This is a genomic window from Photorhabdus bodei, from assembly GCF_003287735.1.
GTDB classification, from domain to species: domain Bacteria; phylum Pseudomonadota; class Gammaproteobacteria; order Enterobacterales; family Enterobacteriaceae; genus Photorhabdus; species Photorhabdus kayaii.
In genome coordinates, this window is sequence record NZ_NSCM01000041.1 from 16,299 (window position 1) to 34,517 (window position 18,219).

The 18,219-nt window shown below is 42.8% G+C and carries 15 protein-coding genes, 4 tRNA genes and 1 pseudogene; 3 read left to right on the top strand and 17 right to left on the bottom strand.

Features of this window, described 5'->3' with window-relative positions; all coding sequences use genetic code 11:
- Positions 1-15 precede the first annotated feature (15 nt).
- Both rpsP and ffh read right to left on the bottom strand, forming a co-directional pair.
- Positions 16-264, bottom strand: coding sequence for a 30S ribosomal protein S16 (gene rpsP, locus CKY02_RS18175; RefSeq protein ID WP_015835325.1), 249 nt, complete (start codon positions 262-264; stop codon positions 16-18).
- 136 nt (positions 265-400) lie between these two features.
- Entirely contained in the window at positions 401-1,762 is a 1,362-nt protein-coding gene (gene ffh, locus CKY02_RS18180) for a signal recognition particle protein (protein ID WP_049583027.1), read from the bottom strand.
- A 184-nt stretch (positions 1,763-1,946) separates the two neighbouring features.
- Here ffh and CKY02_RS18185 point away from each other — a divergent pair, with 184 nt between their 5' ends.
- On the top strand, positions 1,947-2,738 hold the full coding sequence (locus CKY02_RS18185; protein WP_112896371.1) for a cytochrome C assembly family protein: 792 nt from the start codon (positions 1,947-1,949) through the stop codon (positions 2,736-2,738).
- A gap of 39 nt (positions 2,739-2,777) precedes the next feature.
- Positions 2,778-4,070: an HlyC/CorC family transporter gene (locus CKY02_RS18190; protein ID WP_146747470.1), complete on the top strand. Its 1,293-nt coding sequence runs from the start codon at positions 2,778-2,780 to the stop codon at positions 4,068-4,070.
- Here CKY02_RS18190 and CKY02_RS24075 read toward each other — a convergent pair.
- From CKY02_RS24075 to alaS, 9 genes are all read right to left on the bottom strand, one after another.
- Positions 4,067-4,261: a hypothetical protein gene (locus CKY02_RS24075; RefSeq protein ID WP_146747471.1), complete on the bottom strand. Its 195-nt coding sequence runs from the start codon at positions 4,259-4,261 to the stop codon at positions 4,067-4,069. The genes CKY02_RS18190 and CKY02_RS24075 overlap by 4 nt on opposite strands.
- A gap of 34 nt (positions 4,262-4,295) precedes the next feature.
- Entirely contained in the window at positions 4,296-4,811 is a 516-nt protein-coding gene (luxS, locus tag CKY02_RS18195) for an S-ribosylhomocysteine lyase (protein WP_036814109.1), read from the bottom strand.
- A 150-nt stretch (positions 4,812-4,961) separates the two neighbouring features.
- Positions 4,962-6,530, bottom strand: a complete 1,569-nt coding sequence (gene gshA, locus CKY02_RS18200; RefSeq protein WP_112896372.1) for a glutamate--cysteine ligase — start codon at positions 6,528-6,530, stop codon at positions 4,962-4,964.
- A gap of 179 nt (positions 6,531-6,709) precedes the next feature.
- A tRNA-Arg gene (locus tag CKY02_RS18205) sits at positions 6,710-6,786 on the bottom strand.
- Positions 6,787-6,872: 86 nt separating this feature from the next.
- Positions 6,873-6,949: transfer RNA gene (locus tag CKY02_RS18210), tRNA-Arg, on the bottom strand.
- Positions 6,950-7,036: 87 nt separating this feature from the next.
- Positions 7,037-7,113: transfer RNA gene (locus CKY02_RS18215), tRNA-Arg, on the bottom strand.
- A 10-nt stretch (positions 7,114-7,123) separates the two neighbouring features.
- Positions 7,124-7,216, bottom strand: a tRNA-Ser gene (locus CKY02_RS18220).
- Between the two features lie 386 nt (positions 7,217-7,602).
- A complete protein-coding gene (csrA, locus tag CKY02_RS18225; protein ID WP_002209449.1) occupies positions 7,603-7,788 on the bottom strand; it encodes a carbon storage regulator CsrA in 186 nt (61 codons plus the stop codon).
- A 246-nt stretch (positions 7,789-8,034) separates the two neighbouring features.
- Positions 8,035-10,665: an alanine--tRNA ligase gene (alaS, locus tag CKY02_RS18230; protein ID WP_112896373.1), complete on the bottom strand. Its 2,631-nt coding sequence runs from the start codon at positions 10,663-10,665 to the stop codon at positions 8,035-8,037.
- 232 nt (positions 10,666-10,897) lie between these two features.
- Between alaS and CKY02_RS26410 the strand changes: the two genes are divergently transcribed.
- Complete coding sequence (locus CKY02_RS26410; protein WP_275658227.1) at positions 10,898-11,026, top strand: hypothetical protein; 129 nt, start codon at positions 10,898-10,900, stop codon at positions 11,024-11,026.
- A 205-nt stretch (positions 11,027-11,231) separates the two neighbouring features.
- Here the strand turns inward: CKY02_RS26410 and recA are convergent, their stop codons facing one another.
- The 6 genes and pseudogenes from recA to proA form a co-directional block, all read right to left on the bottom strand.
- Positions 11,232-12,299 (bottom strand): recombinase RecA, encoded by a 1,068-nt coding sequence (gene recA / locus CKY02_RS18235; protein ID WP_112878357.1) that lies wholly within the window; start codon positions 12,297-12,299, stop codon positions 11,232-11,234.
- Between the two features lie 176 nt (positions 12,300-12,475).
- A complete protein-coding gene (gene pncC / locus CKY02_RS18240) occupies positions 12,476-13,033 on the bottom strand; it encodes a nicotinamide-nucleotide amidase (RefSeq protein WP_112896374.1) in 558 nt (185 codons plus the stop codon).
- A 10-nt stretch (positions 13,034-13,043) separates the two neighbouring features.
- Positions 13,044-14,213: a lysophospholipid transporter LplT gene (gene lplT / locus CKY02_RS18245; RefSeq protein WP_112896387.1), complete on the bottom strand. Its 1,170-nt coding sequence runs from the start codon at positions 14,211-14,213 to the stop codon at positions 13,044-13,046.
- 92 nt (positions 14,214-14,305) lie between these two features.
- Positions 14,306-16,159, bottom strand: a pseudogene (gene aas, locus CKY02_RS18250) (bifunctional acyl-ACP--phospholipid O-acyltransferase/long-chain-fatty-acid--ACP ligase); the annotation flags it as partial.
- A gap of 99 nt (positions 16,160-16,258) precedes the next feature.
- Entirely contained in the window at positions 16,259-16,783 is a 525-nt protein-coding gene (gene aroL / locus CKY02_RS18255) for a shikimate kinase AroL (RefSeq protein ID WP_112896376.1), read from the bottom strand.
- A gap of 176 nt (positions 16,784-16,959) precedes the next feature.
- Complete coding sequence (gene proA, locus CKY02_RS18260; protein ID WP_112896377.1) at positions 16,960-18,213, bottom strand: glutamate-5-semialdehyde dehydrogenase; 1,254 nt, start codon at positions 18,211-18,213, stop codon at positions 16,960-16,962.
- Positions 18,214-18,219 lie beyond the last annotated feature (6 nt).

Below are 18,219 nucleotides of genomic sequence, written 5' to 3' on the forward strand. Positions count from 1 at the left end.
TACCACCGCGACAGATTAAGCTGCTTTTTTGGCGTCTTTGATCAGTGTAGAAACACGATCAGACACAGTTGCACCCAGACCAATCCAATGTTCAATACGGTCCAGATCTAAACGCAATACTTCTGCTTTCCCTGTTGCAATAGGGTTGAAGAAGCCAACGCGCTCGATAAAGCGACCATCACGCGGGCTGCGGCTATCGGTCACGACTACTTGGTAAAACGGACGCTTTTTGGCGCCGCCACGAGCTAAACGAATTGTTACCATAACATCCTCATTAGTTAACAAAACAACCAGACTTCATCGAGGAACGAAGTCCGGTTATCAGATAAAAAGCCCGAAAAGTTTACTCACTTTGGCGCAAAAAGCAATCCAAAGTGGATATTCTTCGAGACTTTATCGATTAACGGCCCATAAATCCGGGTGGCATCATGCCTTTCATACCACGCATCATTTTTGCCAAGCCGCCTTTCTTCATCTTTTTCATCATGCGCTGCATTTCGTCGAATTGTTTAAGCAAGCGGTTAACATCTTGAACCTGAGTGCCAGAACCATTAGCAATACGACGTTTACGAGAACCTTTGATTATTTCTGGTTTTTGTCGCTCTTTACGCGTCATGGAATTGATAATAGCTTCCATTTTCACCAGAATTTTATCATCCATCTGGGATTTCACTGCATCTGGCACTTGAGACATCCCCGGCATTTTGCTTAACATGCTGGCCATTCCCCCCATGTTACGCATCTGCTTTAACTGATCTAGAAAATCATTTAAATCGAAGCCGTCACCTTTCTTTAGTTTAGAAGCCAGCTTTTCAGCCTGGGTGCGATCGACTTTACTTTCAATCTCTTCAATCAGGGAGAGAACATCGCCCATTCCAAGGATTCGAGAGGCAATACGATCCGGATGGAATGGCTCCAACGCATCCGTTTTTTCACCAACACCCAAGAATTTAATCGGCTTACCGGTAATATGACGAATAGATAGCGCAGCACCGCCACGGGCATCACCATCGACTTTCGTTAACACGACACCGGTCAGTGGCAATGCTTCATTGAAAGCTTTCGCGGTATTAGCTGCATCCTGCCCCGTCATTGCATCAACAACAAATAGGGTTTCTACTGGATTGATGGCTTTATGAACCTGTTTGATTTCATCCATCATTGCTTCGTCAACATGTAGACGACCCGCAGTATCCACCAAAAGCACATCATAGAATTTCAATTTGGCGTGCTGTACCGCTTGAGTCACGATATCAACGGGTTTTTCCTGAGCATCGGAAGGGTAGAAATCAATACCAACCGCCTGCGCCAAGGTTTCAAGCTGTTTGATAGCCGCTGGACGATAGACGTCAGCAGATACCACCAAAACTTTTTTCTTCTGTTTTCCTTTCAGAAAGCTACCTAGCTTGGCAACGCTGGTCGTTTTACCCGCGCCTTGTAGGCCCGCCATTAATACGACAGCAGGCGGCTGAGTAGAAAGATTCAGTTCACTGTTAACTTCCCCCATCGCCTTAACGAGTTCATTCTGAACAATTTTGACAAACTCTTGGCCGGGAGTCAGGCTTTTATTAACCTCGTGGCCTACCGCGCTCTCTTTAACACATGAAATAAAATCACGCACTACAGGCAATGCGACGTCAGCTTCAAGTAAAGCCATGCGAACTTCGCGCAGTGTCTCTTTAATGTTATCTTCGGTCAGTCGCCCACGGCCACTGATATTGCGCAATGTGCGCGATAGTCTGTCGGTTAAATTATCAAACATTGTCTCTGCTCAATTTTTAAAAATGGGCTACCTGTAAGGCATATTCCGCAAATTATAACACGATGGAAAGGGATCTCTGCACAGAGATTCACGCCGATGATTAACAACGGTTGGAGGCTATCCTTGCTGGCGGTATACTTAAGCTTTAATTCAACCTAAAACTATCGCTAAAACGACTAATGCCATGCCAGTATTTTCTATAATTTCTTCATTCGCTTATTTATTCAGCCTGGTACTGATTATTCCCGGCTTGCTGCGGAAACCGAAAGGATACCGCAGGCTGGCATTACTTTCCGCGATTGTCGCTTTAATTTGTCATGCTATTGCACTTAAACACCAGATATTCCACGTCAGCAGCGGGCAAAACCTCACCCTCCTAAACCTAGGTTCTATCGTCAGTTTACTTACTTGTATCATAATGACAATTGTCGCTTCTCACGGCCGTGCTTGGTTCCTGCTACCCATTGTTTACAGTTTTTCCATGATAAATTTGGTTTTAGCGAGTCTTATGCCAGGTGAATTCATTACCCATCTAGAGGCCAGCTTTGAATTATCTATCCATATTGGGTTGGCGCTTCTTGGTTATGCGACTTTACTTATCGCCGCATTATATGCATTACAGCTTGGGTGGTTGGATCATCAGCTTAAAAATAAAAAACTCACTTTTACGCCAGATATGCCCCCATTAATGTTCATTGAACGCAAAATGTTTCATATCACTCAGCTTGGCGTAATATTGCTAACGTTGACGCTCTGCACCGGCATCCTCTACATGGATAATATTTTCAGTAGCGAAAACATCAATAAAGCAATTTTGTCTATTATCGCATGGTTTGTTTACATTGTTTTATTATGGGGTCACTACCATGATGGATGGCGCGGTAAACGCGTTATCTGGTTTAACCTGATCGGCGCATTTACCCTGACACTCGCCTATTTCGGTAATCGATTATTGCAGGAAATCATGATTTACTAGGAGTATTATGTTCAATCAATACTTGGAAGGAATTCTGCTTTGGAGCATGTCTCAACAAGCACATTACTGATTATTTTAATCATCATGGTCATTGTCTCAGCTTATTTCTCCGCCTCCGAGACAGGTATGATGACAATGAATCGTTATCGCTTACGTCATCTGGCAAAGCAAGGGAACCACTCTGCCCGCAGAGTTGAAGCATTACTTCGTCATCCTGAGCAGCTCATCAGTCTGATTCTTATCGGCAATAATCTGGTTAATATTCTTGCTTCAGCACTCGCTACTATCATTGGTATGCGTCTTTACGGTGATGCCGGAGTCGCTATTGCAACCGGTATTCTGACGTTTATCGTACTGATATTTTCTGAAGTTATGCCAAAAACGATAGCCGCTCTCTATCCTGAAAGAGTCGCTTTTCCGAGTAGTTTTTTGCTCCGCCCGTTACAGAAAATCATGCTGCCGTTGGTCTGGGTGCTAAATAAAATTACTTTATTGTTAATGCGTTGCCTTGGTATCAAACAACCTACTGGCTCTAGTCACGCAATGAGTAAAGATGAACTTCGCACTATTGTGAATGAGTCAAATGCCAAGCTATCACAGCAAAATCAGGCTATGCTGACTTCAATTTTAGATCTGGAAAAAGTCACAATCGGCGACATTATGGTTCCCCGTAATGAAATTATTGGCATTGATATTAATCATGACTGGAAATCCATCATACGACAATTAACTCATTCACCTCATGGCCGGATCGTGCTTTACCGTGATTCACTTGATGATGCCATTGGCATGCTTCGTGTGCGTGAAGCTTACCGACTGATGACAGAAAAAAAAGAGTTCACCAAAAGAAACCTGATAAAAGCAGCAGATAAAATCTATTATGTCCCCGTCAGCACACCACTTAATATCCAGTTAGTAAATTTCCAACGTAATAAGGAGAAAGCCGGGCTCATCGTTGATGAATACGGTGATATTCAAGGTCTGGTCACTGTTGAAGATATCCTCGAAGAGATTGTCGGTGATTTTACCACATCAATGTCTCCTTCTCTGGCAGAAGAAGTTTCACCACAAAGCGATGGGACTATTTTGATTGACGGGACAGCCAATATCCGCGAATTAAATAAAGCCTTTAACTGGGCATTGCCTGTTGATGGGCCACGAACGGTTAATGGTATGGTGCTTGAAGAATTAGGAGAAATACCCGCACTTAATGTACAAGTGCAAATCGGCAAATATAATTTTGAAGTACTTTCAGTCAACGATAATGTCATTAAACAAGTTCGAGTCACTCCCATTAGCCAATTTCCTGAGCAAAAAGCACAAGCCATTTAAATCGAGGCGGAAAATTGACGCCGTTGGAGGCTCACCTCCAACGGCAAGTTCCTGTTAATATACCCGTCATCTTTCAAGTTGCCTCTTTGTTGGCCGCACTCACTCACCCCGGTCACATAGTTATCTATGCTCCCGGGGATTCGCTCCTTTGCCGCCGCGATGCATCTTGAAATCCATAGGGTATACTTCATCTCAGGAACCCGAAATATTATCACTGCTATGGAACTACACTTTCAATTCGGTCAGTTTTTCTTCTGGCAATGCCAACTCGTCATTCTTATTAACGAGGACGTCTGAATCAAGAATATGACGTGCAATATCCTGAGCTTCTGTCAGTGAATGCATGTGATAAGTACCACATTGATAAATATTTAGTTCTGGGATCTGGCTCTGATCTTTCACTTTCAAGACATCAGCCATAGCCGCTTTCCATGCGTCTGCAACGCGTATTTCCGCCGGGGCGCCAATCAAGCTCATATAAAAACCTGTTCGACATCCCATTGGCGATATATCAATAATTTCAACACCCTCACCATTGAGGTGATTGCGCATAAAACCAGCAAACAAATGCTCAAGTGTATGAATACCCTTTTCAGGCATAACCTGTTTATTGGGTATACAGAAACGTAAGTCAAAAACTGTGATGGTGTCGCCATGAGGCGTTTTCATAGTCTTAGCAACTCTTACGGCTGGCGCATTCATACGAGTATGGTCAACAGTAAAACTATCCAGTAAAGGCATTTCTTTATCTCCACAAAAAATTCAGATTTTTCTTCAAGCAAATGAAACCTTTTCATCTGCCACCGGTCGTAAAGAATGAAAGACGCGTAATTATTATCCCTATTCTCTAGAAAATCCCATTTGGCCACTTTTACTTGTGGCCATTTTTTTCTAGTATCCTGTTTGTTGTTTCAGATGTTTCAGATACTCATCAAAACTCATCGTATCCTCACGTTCCAATGCGTCTTGTCGCTCTACGGAGGCCCTGCGTTCTATAGCGAACTGCTCGTCGCTAATAACCTCATATTTCTCATTGATCAGTTGCTGGCGGTATTCATCTGCTAGTTCCAGTCCAAAACCACCAATGCCCTGGCTCTTCACTTTTTCCAGCACACGGGCCGATAAAGTCAGTGATGAATCATCAAACATAGCAATTAATTCTTCGCAAACCTTTTGATACTGTGTGCCAGAACAACTATCCAATATTGCGGCAACCCGTTTCAAGTCACTAAATAACTTTTTGCCAACTTTTACTAGCGGTTCTTCCACACTTCCACAACCAAAGCCAATCATTTGCTCTGGTTTACGCCCTTCAAGGATCACTCTATTCCAATTCTTACGGCAACAATCTAATTCATCACTGCCCATTTCCGGCGCTTCGGCAAGCACACACCATATTAAGAATAGGTCAAGAAAACGAATTTGTGTTTCATTGACACCAATCGCAGCAAATGGATTAATATCCAATGAACGAACTTCGATATATTCCACTCCCCCACGCAACAAAGCGTCAGAAGGCGATTCATTCCCTCTAGTGACACGCTTAGGTCGGATTGGCGCATACAACTCATTTTCAATCTGTAAGACGTTGGTATTGAGCTGAATATATTTATCACCTTGCTTAGTGCCCAACTTAGCAAACTCGTCAGATGGCTTGTGAATCGCCTTTTTCAGCCCTTCAATATAAGTATGTAGGTTATTAAACGTAATATTCAGATCGCTCTGTGATTTATTGGTGTACCCCAAATTACTCATTCTTAGTGAAGTCGCATAAGGCAGATAACAAGTTCCATCTTCTGTCCGTTCAAAAAGAAAAGAAGTCTCTCTTCCACGTAAGAACGAGGAACAAATTGCCGGAGAAGCACCAAACAAATATGGGATCACCCATCCAAAGCGATAATAGTTACGGATCAAGCGGAAATAACCATTAGAGATCTGTTCTTTACCACTCTCCGCGTCTTCAACACCAGCCCAAGCACGCCAAAACTCAATTGGCAATGAAAAATTATAATGAACCCCGGATATGGTCTGCATCAACGCGCCATAACGATTTTTCAGACCTTCACGGTATAAGGTCTTATAGCGACCAACATTCGATGCACCATATTGAGCCAAAGTGATGTTCTCTTCCGCATCAATAAAGCATGGCATACTTAATGGCCACATTTTTTCTTTGTCCAGCAAACGCGCCGTGTGACGATGAATATCGCCAAGAAAAGAAATCGTATATTTTATATCATCACCAACTGGTGTTATGAATTCCAACAATGACTCAGCAAAGTCAGTAGTAATCCATTTATGCGTAAGCGCTGCACCAAGTGTTTTAGGATGTTCTGTTATGGCTAAACTACCATCTGAAGTAATACGCAATGTTTCACGTTCAACACCGCGACGAATTCCCTTTAAAATTGTCGGATGCGCCTCTAGCCATGATAGAGCCTTTGATACGTCCGGGATCAATTCGACCTCCCGTAGTGTTTTAGAAGAATTTTTATAAGGGTTTACTTTATCTTAAACAAGCCAAATTGTCGCTGATTAGATAGATAAGCAAAAATATTTCAGCGTCATACCGAGGGCAGGTTGGTTACGGCAATACAGGTAGAAAAGAAAAAGCCCTGCTGTTTAAGCAGGGCTTGATATGGCGCATCCAGAAGGATTCGAACCTCCGACCGCTCGGTTCGTAGCCGAGTACTCTATCCAGCTGAGCTATGGATGCATGTTCAGTTTTTTACTCTGGTAAAAGATAGCAGTTGCTTCGATTACCTGAATGGTACCTTGGATGATTTCATCTCAAGGTTAAATTGGCGCATCCAGAAGGATTCGAACCTCCGACCGCTCGGTTCGTAGCCGAGTACTCTATCCAGCTGAGCTATGGATGCGTGTTCAGTTTTTCACTCTGGTAAAAGGCAGTAGTTGCTTCGATTACCTAAATGGTACCTCAGATGACTTCATCTTAAGGTTAAGTATGGCGCATCCAGAAGGATTCGAACCTCCGACCGCTCGGTTCGTAGCCGAGTACTCTATCCAGCTGAGCTATGGATGCGTGGTTTAAATGGCGGTGAGAGAGGGATTCGAACCCTCGATGCAGCTTTTGACCGCATACTCCCTTAGCAGGGGAGCGCCTTCAGCCTCTCGGCCATCTCACCGTACGCTTTCTCTCGAATCGCGACTCAGAACTTTTGTTTAAGCTCCTCGTCACTGCGTGGCGCACATATTACTTTCCCAGATTTATAAGTCAAACAATTTTTCTAAACCCGTGTTTGTTTGAACACTTCACACACAAGATGTGTGGTTTGACACCAAAAAGTGTATTTTATCAGCAGCAAACTATTACACCTTCAATTAAAGTGCATACAAATCATTATTCGCCACAATAACATGATGGGAACACTCTGTTCTTACGATAGAAAAACAAAAAAGATGGGAAAATAGACAAGAGTTTAAGAATTTAGCACAACAAAAAATACCAACAGAGGTGAAATCCCTCAAAAATGGCGCCCGGTTCTAACAGAGATAGGACGCCAACTTAGAGTCAATAAGTTGTTGGCTGAGATTTTTCGGCCTGAATCCGCTGATAAATTTCTTCACGGTGAACAGAAACTTCTTTAGGGGCATTTACACCAATACGAACTTGGTTACCTTTAACCCCTAGTACTGTAACTGTTACCTCATCGCCTATCATGAGCGTTTCACCAACTCGACGAGTCAGAATAAGCATTCTTTGCTCCTTGAAAATTTAAAAGAGTCGGGTCTTTCGGTTTCCCCGCTATTATCCATCAAACACCGTGAAAACGTAAAACAATAGTATATGCTTAAAGTATAAGCAATTTTAAGCGCATTTCCTATCTATATAGTTTAGCCAAAATAAATAAATATGCGCTCAACCTTTTAACAATTTCACAACAAGATTTCAAGGCACCATAAAAACAACTCTATGGTGCCCTCTAAACTCAGGTAATACCGCTTATAGCCGCGATACTACCCACTCTTCCACGCTATCCAAAGCAGAAGGCAACGCTTCAATATCAGAACCACCTGCTTGGGCCATATCAGGACGACCACCGCCTTTACCACCGATTTGCTGAGCTACAGAGGAAATTAACTCACCTGCTTTTATTTTAGCCGTCAGATCCTTTGTGACCCCAACAATTAAGCTGACTTTATCATCACTTATAGTGGAAAGCACAATAATTGCTGAACCTAGTTGATTTTTCAGATCATCAACCATCGTTCTCAACATCTTAGGCTCTGTATTGCTTAACTGACTGACCAACAACTTCACACCCTTCACTTCTTTCGCTTTGCTTGCTAAAGAAGAGCTCTCTTGTGCAGCCTGTTGATCTTTAAGCTGTTGAAGCTCTTTTTCCAACGCTTTGGTTCTATCCAGTGTCACCCGCACTTTTTCACTCAGGCTATGAATATCACTTTTCACCAATTGAGCAATATCCTGAAGTAAATCAACCTGTTGATGTACAGATTCCAACGCTTTTTTACCTGTAATCGCTTCGATCCTACGGATACCCGCAGCCGTTCCAGATTCAGCAATAATACGGAACAAGCCAATATCGCCGGTACGATTCGCGTGAGTCCCTCCACATAATTCAGTGGAGAAATCCCCCATTGACAGTACACGGACTTGCTCTTCGTATTTTTCACCAAACAGTGCCATTGCACCTTTGGCTTTTGCTGTTTCTAGATCCATCAATTCAGTAACAACAGGTGAATTTTGACGAACTTCGGCATTAACCAAATCCTCAACCTGACGGATCTGTTCTGGTTTCATCGCTTCAAAGTGAGAAAAATCAAAGCGAAGGTATCTATCGTTAACCAGAGAGCCTTTCTGTGATACGTGCTCACCCAAAATTTGACGTAATGCAGCATGTAACAGATGGGTTGCTGAGTGATTCAAACGAATTGCATCACGACGTTCAATATCAATAACCGCATTGATGGTATGGTTTACACTTAAGGTACCTTTTTCAAGCTTACCAATATGACCAATAGCCTGACCATATTTTTGTGTATCAATAACACAAAAAGCACAATTGGTATTACTCAGAATACCCGAGTCACCAACTTGTCCACCGGATTCAGCATAAAAAGCAGTCTTATCCAGGATAACAATCGCTTCTTCACCCGCTTGAATTTGATTCACTGATTCACCATTACGGAAGATAGCAGTTACTGTTGCCTGCTGTTCGTTATGATCGTAACCAGAGAAATCGCTGCGTTCATCAACTTTGATCAATTCATTATAATCAGTACCGAAACCACTTGATTCACGAGCACGACGACGCTGATTTTCCATTGCTACTGCAAATCCCGCTTCATCAACGCTAATACTACGCTCACGGCAAACATCAGCGGTTAAATCCACAGGAAAACCATAGGTATCATACAAACGGAAAGCCGTTTCGCCATCCAGAATATCACCGGGCAGTTTTGCGAGTTCATCGTCTAATAACTGAAGACCACGTTCCAGAGTACGAGCAAACTGCTCTTCTTCTGTTTGCAAGATCTGCTCAACAATTGCTTGCTGGCGTTTAAGTTCTTCCCCCGCAGCTCCCATCACTTCTAGCAATGGCGCAACCAGTTTGTAGAAGAAGGTTTCTTTAGCCCCCAACATGTTACCGTGACGGATAGCTCGGCGGATAATACGACGCAGAACATAACCACGGTTTTCATTAGAAGGAACTACACCATCACAAATCAAAAATGCACATGAACGAATGTGATCAGCAATAACCCGCAGAGACTTATTACTCAGATCATCTGTAGCACCAGTGACATTAGCAACAACTGTAATCAAATCACGGAACAGATCGATCTCATAATTAGAATTGACGTGCTGCAATACAGCCGCGATACGCTCCAGCCCCATACCAGTATCTACTGATGGTTTTGGCAACAGCTCCATCGTGCCATCAACATGACGATTGAACTGCATAAAGACGATATTCCAGATTTCAATATATCTGTCACCATCTTCCTCTGGGCTTCCTGGCGGCCCACCCCAGATATGCTCACCATGATCATAAAAAATTTCAGTGCAAGGGCCACAGGGACCGGTATCACCCATTTGCCAGAAGTTATCCGATGCATAAGGCGCACCTTTGTTATCACCAATGCGGATAATTCTTTCTGCTGGTATTCCGACTTCATTCTTCCAGATATCATAGGCTTCATTATCTGTCTGATAGACAGTCACCCATAATTTTTCTTTAGGCAAATTAAACCAATCTTTACCCGTCAGAAGTTCCCAAGCATAACTAATAGCATCATGTTTGAAATAGTCGCCAAAACTAAAATTACCCAGCATCTCAAAGAAAGTATGATGGCGTGCGGTATAACCTACATTTTCTAAATCATTATGTTTACCACCAGCACGAACACAGCGCTGAGCAGTTGTTGCTCGGGAGTAAGATCTTTTGTCCTGTCCAAGAAAGACATCCTTAAACTGGTTCATCCCTGCGTTGGTAAACAGCAGTGTTGGGTCATTATTTGGCACCAAAGAACTACTTGGTACGACTTGATGCCCTTTAGTATGAAAAAAGTCGAGAAACGCTTGACGGATCTCAGCGGTGCTTTTGCTCATAATTGTCCCAAAATCAAGCTGGAAAAAACAGATTTATGAATTGGTTAGGTGGGATATTCCATCACCTATTTTCAACTCACGAATAAACAAAGTGGGGATAAGATAAAAGTTCTTCTATTAGAAGTATACCCGTCATCTTTCAAGTTGCCTCTTTGTTGGCTGCACTCGCTCACCCCGGTCACATAGTTACCTATGCTCCCGGGGATTCACTCCCTTGCCGTCACGATGCATCTTGAAATCCATAGGGTATATACCCGTCATCTTTCAAGTTGCCTCTTTGTTGGCCGCACTCGCTCACCTCGGTCACATAGTTACCTATGCTCCCGGGGATTCACTCCCTTGCCGTCGCGATGCATCTTGAAATCCATAAGGTATAAAATCCCATATACATCCATTCGCTGGCAGCATTGTAAATCGTCTAGGTATTTTCTGAAAGCATGATCGCATAATATGGATAATATCGCTTTCTGAGAGAAGAAACCGCGTCATTATTAACGCGGTATAAGTTTGATGACAAAACTTTTACAGCTTTGAATACAAGAATGGAGACTACCGATATTATTAGATTAGAATTCTTCGTTATTCATCTCTTCGTTTTCATTGGCTTCATAATCAGAAGCAGCACTATTGAATTCGCCGGCATTGTGCAACAGCATTTCACGTAATTTTTTATCCAGCTCAGTAGCGACTTCAGGATGTTCTTTCAGGTAGATGGTAGCATTCGCTTTGCCTTGACCAATTTTATCGCCATTATAGCTGTACCATGCGCCTGCTTTTTCCACCAATTTATGCTTCACACCTAAATCGATTAATTCACCATAAGTGTTAATGCCTTCGCCATACATAATCTGGAATTCTGCTTGCTTAAATGGCGCTGCCACTTTGTTTTTTACCACCTTGACACGGGTCTCGCTACCAACGACCTCTTCGCCATTTTTCACAGAACCAATGCGACGAATATCCAGACGAACAGAAGCATAGAATTTCAGCGCGTTACCACCGGTGGTAGTTTCAGGGTTACCAAACATGACACCAATTTTCATACGAATCTGGTTGATAAAGATCAACAATGTATTGGAGCTTTTCAAGTTACCGGCCAGTTTGCGCATTGCCTGACTCATCATTCGAGCTGCCAGCCCCATATGAGAATCGCCAATTTCCCCTTCTATTTCGGCTTTTGGTGTTAAGGCAGCAACGGAGTCTACGATAATGACATCAACAGCGCCGGAACGTGTCAACGCATCACAGATCTCAAGAGCCTGTTCCCCCGTATCGGGTTGAGAACACAACAGGTTATCAATATCAACACCCAACTTCTTAGCATAGATAGGATCAAGAGCGTGTTCAGCATCAATAAACGCACAGGTTTTACCTTCACGTTGTGCCGCGGCAATCACCTGTAATGTCAGCGTTGTCTTACCAGAAGATTCCGGGCCATAGATTTCAACAATACGCCCCATCGGCAGGCCACCAGCACCTAATGCAATATCCAGTGACAATGAACCCGTGGAGATAGTTTCAACGTCCATTGAACGGTCTTCGCCCAAACGCATGATGGAACCTTTACCAAACTGTTTTTCAATTTGGCCTAGTGCCGCTGCTAGTGCTTTTTGTTTATTTTCATCAATAGCCATTTTTACTCCCTCGTAAGCAATGAAAGGGCTCTCTCACTGCCGATGAATAATTTCTGATACTAAAACATTGTTTGTAATTATACTGTATAATCATACAGCATCAAGTTAATTTTTTATACCCGTTATCTTTCAAGTTGCCTCTTTGTTGGCGGCACTCGCTCACCCCGGTCACATCGTTACCTATGCTCCCGGGGATTCACTCCCTTGCCGTCGCGATGCATCTTGAAATCCATAGGGTATATAATCTCTGATAACAGTGTCTTCAGAGAATAAATGACAGCTTGAAGGCGTACTTCATTTCGATCACCATTAAAACAACAACGGTGGGACACAACTTCTACCCCATTTACCGTTAGATATGCAAACCCAAACCACACGGTACCAACAGGTTTTTCTTCGCTGCCACCATCAGGCCCGGCAATGCCACTGACCGAAACCGCCAGATCTGCCTGCGCGGCTTTCAGTGCTCCCACGGCCATTTCTCTCACAACCTGTTCACTGACAGCCCCATATTGCTGTAAAACGGCTTCTGACACACCAAGCATCTGATGCTTAGCTTGATTACTGTATGTCACAAAGCTTCGGTCAAAATAAGCAGAGCTACCGGCAATATCTGAAATTGTTTTCGCCAACCAGCCACCGGTGCAAGATTCAGCGCAAGTCACCCACAGTTTTTGCTGTCTCAGCTTCTCTCCCAGTTCAATACTAAGCTGAGTCAGAATTTTTTCACTCATAACACTCTCTTTATCCGGTAAAAGATCCATTTCTTTGAAACCGGTTCCAAATCCACAAACTCGTGATTGTCAACGCCAACAGAGTACCAAAGCCTATCCCTGTTGTAGCAACCGGGACGCCTATTTTAATAACCAATGAATACAAGCCAAGCATCAATAACATGGCGATATTCTCACCCAAATTCTGTACTGCAATTGCATAACCGGCCCCAATCGTTTGTCTGCCACTTTCCTGCAATAATGCATTCAGTGGAACAATAAACAAACCGCCAAAAATACCGAGAATGATTAATAAGACGTAGGAAGCCCAAATACTTTGCTGAACAGCAAAAATGACCACCATCACGCCGATTAAAACACCAGCAGGCATACAACGGTGGACTGTTTTAAGGGTGATGAAACGGGCAGCAATACCTGCACCAATAATAATGCCGACAGCAACCATCACATTAAGTATTGTCGGCGTGCTATTGTCAGAAATTCCCAGAACAACAGGTACCCATAAGACCAATAGGAATCTCAATGTTATACCCGCGCCCCAAAACAAACTCGTACCAATTAAAGAAAATCGAGCTCCTTTGTTATGCCAAAGAATACAACAAGATGAAGCAAAGTCTGTCAGCACCTTTTTCAGATTCCAGCCTTTATCCTGACGCACCGCCGATAATCGAGGGATAAAGAAATTAGCGACAACAGCGATACCATACATCAGTGCACAAACAAGCAGTGCGACAGCCAAATTCCAATCAGACAAAAAACCGCCAGCAACAGAGCCCGTAAGAATGGCAATTATCGTTGAAGCCTCCATCAAACCATTAGCCTTTACTAAACGATCACCATCGGTCAATTCAACCAAGATTCCATATTTAGCCGGTGAATATGATGCAGCCCCCACGCCCACCAAGGCATAACCCAGAAATGGATCATATCCCAGGCAAATAGTAAACGCGCCCAACAACTTTAGGCTATTAGCAAACAACATCACACGATTTTTCGGGAAACGATCAGCAATTTGTCCCACAAAAGGCGCCAATAGGATATATGCCAAGACAAACACTATCTGTAATATCGGCTGACTCCAGTCAGGATAAAACTGGGCTTTCAATTGCGCCAGGATCGCAAACAACAGCGCATTATCGGCAAAAGCCGAAAAAAACTGCGACACCAACACAGCTTTCATACCGCGGGTTAATAGCGGTTGAACAATGGAGGATGCATTCACGATTATTGTTCCTATTCAGCTTCACTTTCCAATAACACGATTTATTCCTGTTTAACAAAATGTTTCTCCTGACCGAGGATAGTACAGAATCCCCGTTCATCAATTGAAACAATATCTCCAGTATCGAACCAATCAAACTGAATATTCCCATACTCATCTTTTGCCGCTGGTGGTTCTAAATGATTTGGATCTTCAACTCTCAGATACCCCTTCATCATATTCGGGCCACGTAGTTGCAAACGTCCCCCCGTCTTAATTCCTGCTACTGGAATCAAACGGGATTCCATTGCTGGCAAAATCCGCCCAACAGTACCGACCTTAGCCATCATCGGCACATTTAATGCAATGACAGGCGCACATTCTGTCATGCCATATCCTTCTAAAATACGAATACCGAACTTGTCTTGCCAAATCTGTTTAGTATTTTCAGTGAGCTTTTCAACACCGGCTATAACACAACGAAGACGCGCAAAATCATACGGATGAGCAGAATAGGCATAATTCTCCAGGAAAGTGGATGTACCCAATAATACGGTACAGTTACATTCATATACCAGTTCTGGTACTACCCGATAATGCAATGGATTTGGGTAGAGGAATATTCGACTACCAGACAACAGTGGAGTGAATAAGCCAACAGTCAATCCAAATGCATGAAATAGCGGTAGAGAAGACATAAAACGGTCAAGTGGATTGAAATCAGTAATGGTTTTTATCTGTTCCACATTGGCTAACAAACTAGCGTGACTGTGAACTACACCTTTTGATACAGCTTCTGAACCGGACGTAAATAGTACCAAAGCATCATCATCTGGTTTTTGTGCCACCATCGCTTGCTTCGGAAAAAAGAGGTGCCACAAGATCCATAATTTATCCAGCAAAGTCACTGTGCCTTCCAAATCTTCAAGATAAACCCAGTTAACCGCCGTAACTTGCTCGGATAAATGTGTTAATCGCTCCTTTTTCAGAAATTGCCGGGAAGTCACGATAGTTTTAATACTGGCAACCGCTAGCGCATTCTTCAATCCATGACTGTCGGTTGTATAGTTTAGTAAAGCCGGTATTCTTCCTCTCAAAGATGCCCCGAATATCGCAGCGACCATAATAGTGGCATTAGGTAAAAGAAAACCAATCCGTTCCCCCTGGCAGGTAAAACGCTGCAAAATACGACTGGCAGCCAGTACTTTTTTAAGCAGACTGTTATAACTGTCTTCTTTAAAAGAAACATCTTCAATACAGGGCTTAAAACGACCAAATTGTTTTCGTGCAACCAATAAAGATTCAAATATTGTTTCTTGCGGTCGGGTCGCCATTCGTGCATTCATCATTATTTCATGCAAACGCTCACCGGCTAAACGACGTCGTTGCTCCGAACTAGACGCATCCGGCATCGGCAATTGTGTCGCAGGCAGGATTTTCATTGTCACCTTCGGAAAAAGGTGAAGTTTGAAAATACCTTTTAATCGGCTGAATAAGGTTCTTTCTAACCCTTCAAAACGAACAGGAACCACAACGGCTTCGGATATCGCCGCAATAAAAGCTGCCCCATCATAGATTTTCATCAAAGAACCGGTAATAGTAATTCTTCCCTCAGGAAAAACAACTATTGGTCGCCCTTTTTCTATTTCTTTAACCAGTATCCTGACAGCCATTGGATTTATTGGGTCTAAGGGAACTATTTCAACATAGCGCCTTACCAGTTTCATAAAACCACGATTTGCAATGTTGGAATAGACAGCAAATACTGGCTTAACCGGCAAGAAAAGTGTCAGCAAAACACCATCAAGAAAAGAGACATGATTAGGCGTGATAAGGCATTTGGGGTGGTTAAATTGTTTAATATCTCCTTCTATTGTTAAACGAAACATTAAACGAAAAACAAGCCTTAGAAATTTAAACAACATATTCGTATCTCAACCCATTTGAAAAAATAAATAGAAGATACTATTTATTATTCGACACTGTAATATTCCTATTTCTCTATAAAAAATACTAAAATAGTGTCAGAAAACTATTCCAGAGAACATAATTTCTTTCACATAAGTTGTAATTTTTTCCGGTGAAAGTTGCGCATTAATAATATGGTTCGCACATTCACAGTAGAGATTTTCTCTGGCGGCAAGCACTTCTTCCATTTCTTCAACAATAGATTTTCCCGTCAAACTAGGGCGTTGGGTACTTTCTGGTTGCCGCATTAATCGCTCAGCCAAAATGCTCGCTGAAGCTTGAAGATAAATCACCGTGCCATTTTGTCGCATATATTGGCGGTTTTCAGCGGAAAGAATGATCCCTCCACCGGTAGAAATAACACAATTGCTTTGAGTAACTTGTTGTAAAGCTTGACTTTCTAATTGCCGAAATTGTTGCCATCCTTGCTGGTTAACAATATCCGCAATGGTCATGTTACTGGTTTGTTGGATATGGTGATCAGTGTCAATAAATGTGTACGATAATTCATTGGCTAATAATTTTCCAACCGTCGTTTTTCCTGCCCCACGTGCACCTACAATAAATAATATTTGGTTCACTGCCTGATATCCTTGATAAATTTCATCGTTAAAAATATATTAACGCCTATAGTAACCAGAACTTTACATCAACGTAAAATTAAAAGTTAATATATACGGTAAAAGCTACCCCAAGAGCATGATCTTACCGAAACTTCAATATAACCAGACACGCTTCTGGGGTAACAGTAAACACATTACTTACGGATTAAATCATCGCCATAACCAATCCATTTATACGTAGTCAGCGCATCTAATCCCATTGGACCACGGGAATGCAGTTTTTGCGTACTAACGGCAACTTCCGCTCCCAAGCCAAACTGGCCACCATCAGTAAAACGAGTGCTAGCATTCACATAAACCGCGGCAGAATCAACCTGACGAACAAAATAGTCAGCATTGTGCAAAGATTGAGTCAAAATAGCATCAGAATGGGACGTACCATATGTACGAATATGATCAATTGCCTGCTCCATATCACTAACAATTTCCACATTCATATCCAGAGATAACCACTCATCACGGTAATCTGCTTCTGTAACATCCACGACCTTAGCAGGTCCATCTTTCAAAAACACCATTGCTGATTTACTCGCATGCAGAGTAACTCCCTGCTCTTCCATGCTCTTGCTCAATGCAGGCAGAAAATCAGCCGCAATCTTCTGATGTACCAGCAAGGTTTCCAAAGCATTACATGCACTTGGCCGTTGTACCTTAGCATTAGTGATTACAGTTAATGCCTTGGCAAAATCAGCACTTTCATCGACAAAGGTATGACAAACGCCAATTCCACCCGTAATAACTGGAATGGTCGATTGCTCACGGCACAGCTTATGCAACCCTGCCCCACCACGTGGAATCAACATATCCACATAGCGATCCATTTTCAGTAGCTGAATAACTAACTCACGGTCCGGTTTATCTATCGCTTGCACGGCTGCGGTAGGTAATCCACTCTGTTCAAGTGCCTGCTGAATGACTTTCACTGTCGCTTGATTGGTGTTATGAGTCTCTTTACCTCCACGCAAAATAACCGCATTACCGGTTTTCAAACACAGAGATGCAACATCGATGGTGACATTAGGGCGCGCTTCATAAATCACCCCGACCACACCCAGCGGTACACGGCGACGCTCCAACCTCAAGCCACTGTCAAGCAAACTGCCATCAATGACTTCCCCTACCGGGTCAGATAAACGGCATACCTGACGAACATCGTGAGCTATCGCTGTCAAACGTTCTGGCGTCAATAATAGACGATCCAACAATGCTTCGCTCATGCCCTGTTCACGGGCCTGAATCATATCAAGCTGATTAGCTTCAAGAATGATTACACATTCCTGCTCTAGCAAATCTGCAATGCGGATTAATGCCTGATTTTTCTGTTTTGTACTTAGCTGTGCCAGTTGCCATGCAGCTTCCCTGGCAGCCTTTCCCATTTGTTCTAACATTATAAA

Coding starts and splice junctions, on each gene's coding strand:
- pncC (WP_112896374.1), bottom strand. CDS start 13,033: ATGAGTGAAAAAATTCTGACTCAGCTTAGTATTGAACTGGGAGAGAAG.
- proA (WP_112896377.1), bottom strand. CDS start 18,213: ATGTTAGAACAAATGGGAAAGGCTGCCAGGGAAGCTGCATGGCAACTG.
- luxS (WP_036814109.1), bottom strand. CDS start 4,811: ATGCCTTTACTGGATAGTTTTACTGTTGACCATACTCGTATGAATGCG.
- ffh (WP_049583027.1), bottom strand. CDS start 1,762: ATGTTTGATAATTTAACCGACAGACTATCGCGCACATTGCGCAATATC.
- csrA (WP_002209449.1), bottom strand. CDS start 7,788: ATGCTTATTCTGACTCGTCGAGTTGGTGAAACGCTCATGATAGGCGAT.
- rpsP (WP_015835325.1), bottom strand. CDS start 264: ATGGTAACAATTCGTTTAGCTCGTGGCGGCGCCAAAAAGCGTCCGTTT.
- recA (WP_112878357.1), bottom strand. CDS start 12,299: ATGGCTATTGATGAAAATAAACAAAAAGCACTAGCAGCGGCACTAGGC.
- lplT (WP_112896387.1), bottom strand. CDS start 14,213: ATGAAAGCTGTGTTGGTGTCGCAGTTTTTTTCGGCTTTTGCCGATAAT.
- CKY02_RS24075 (WP_146747471.1), bottom strand. CDS start 4,261: ATGAAGTATACCCTATGGATTTCAAGATGCATCGCGGCGGCAAAGGAG.
- alaS (WP_112896373.1), bottom strand. CDS start 10,665: ATGAGCAAAAGCACCGCTGAGATCCGTCAAGCGTTTCTCGACTTTTTT.
- CKY02_RS18185 (WP_112896371.1), top strand. CDS start 1,947: ATGCCAGTATTTTCTATAATTTCTTCATTCGCTTATTTATTCAGCCTG.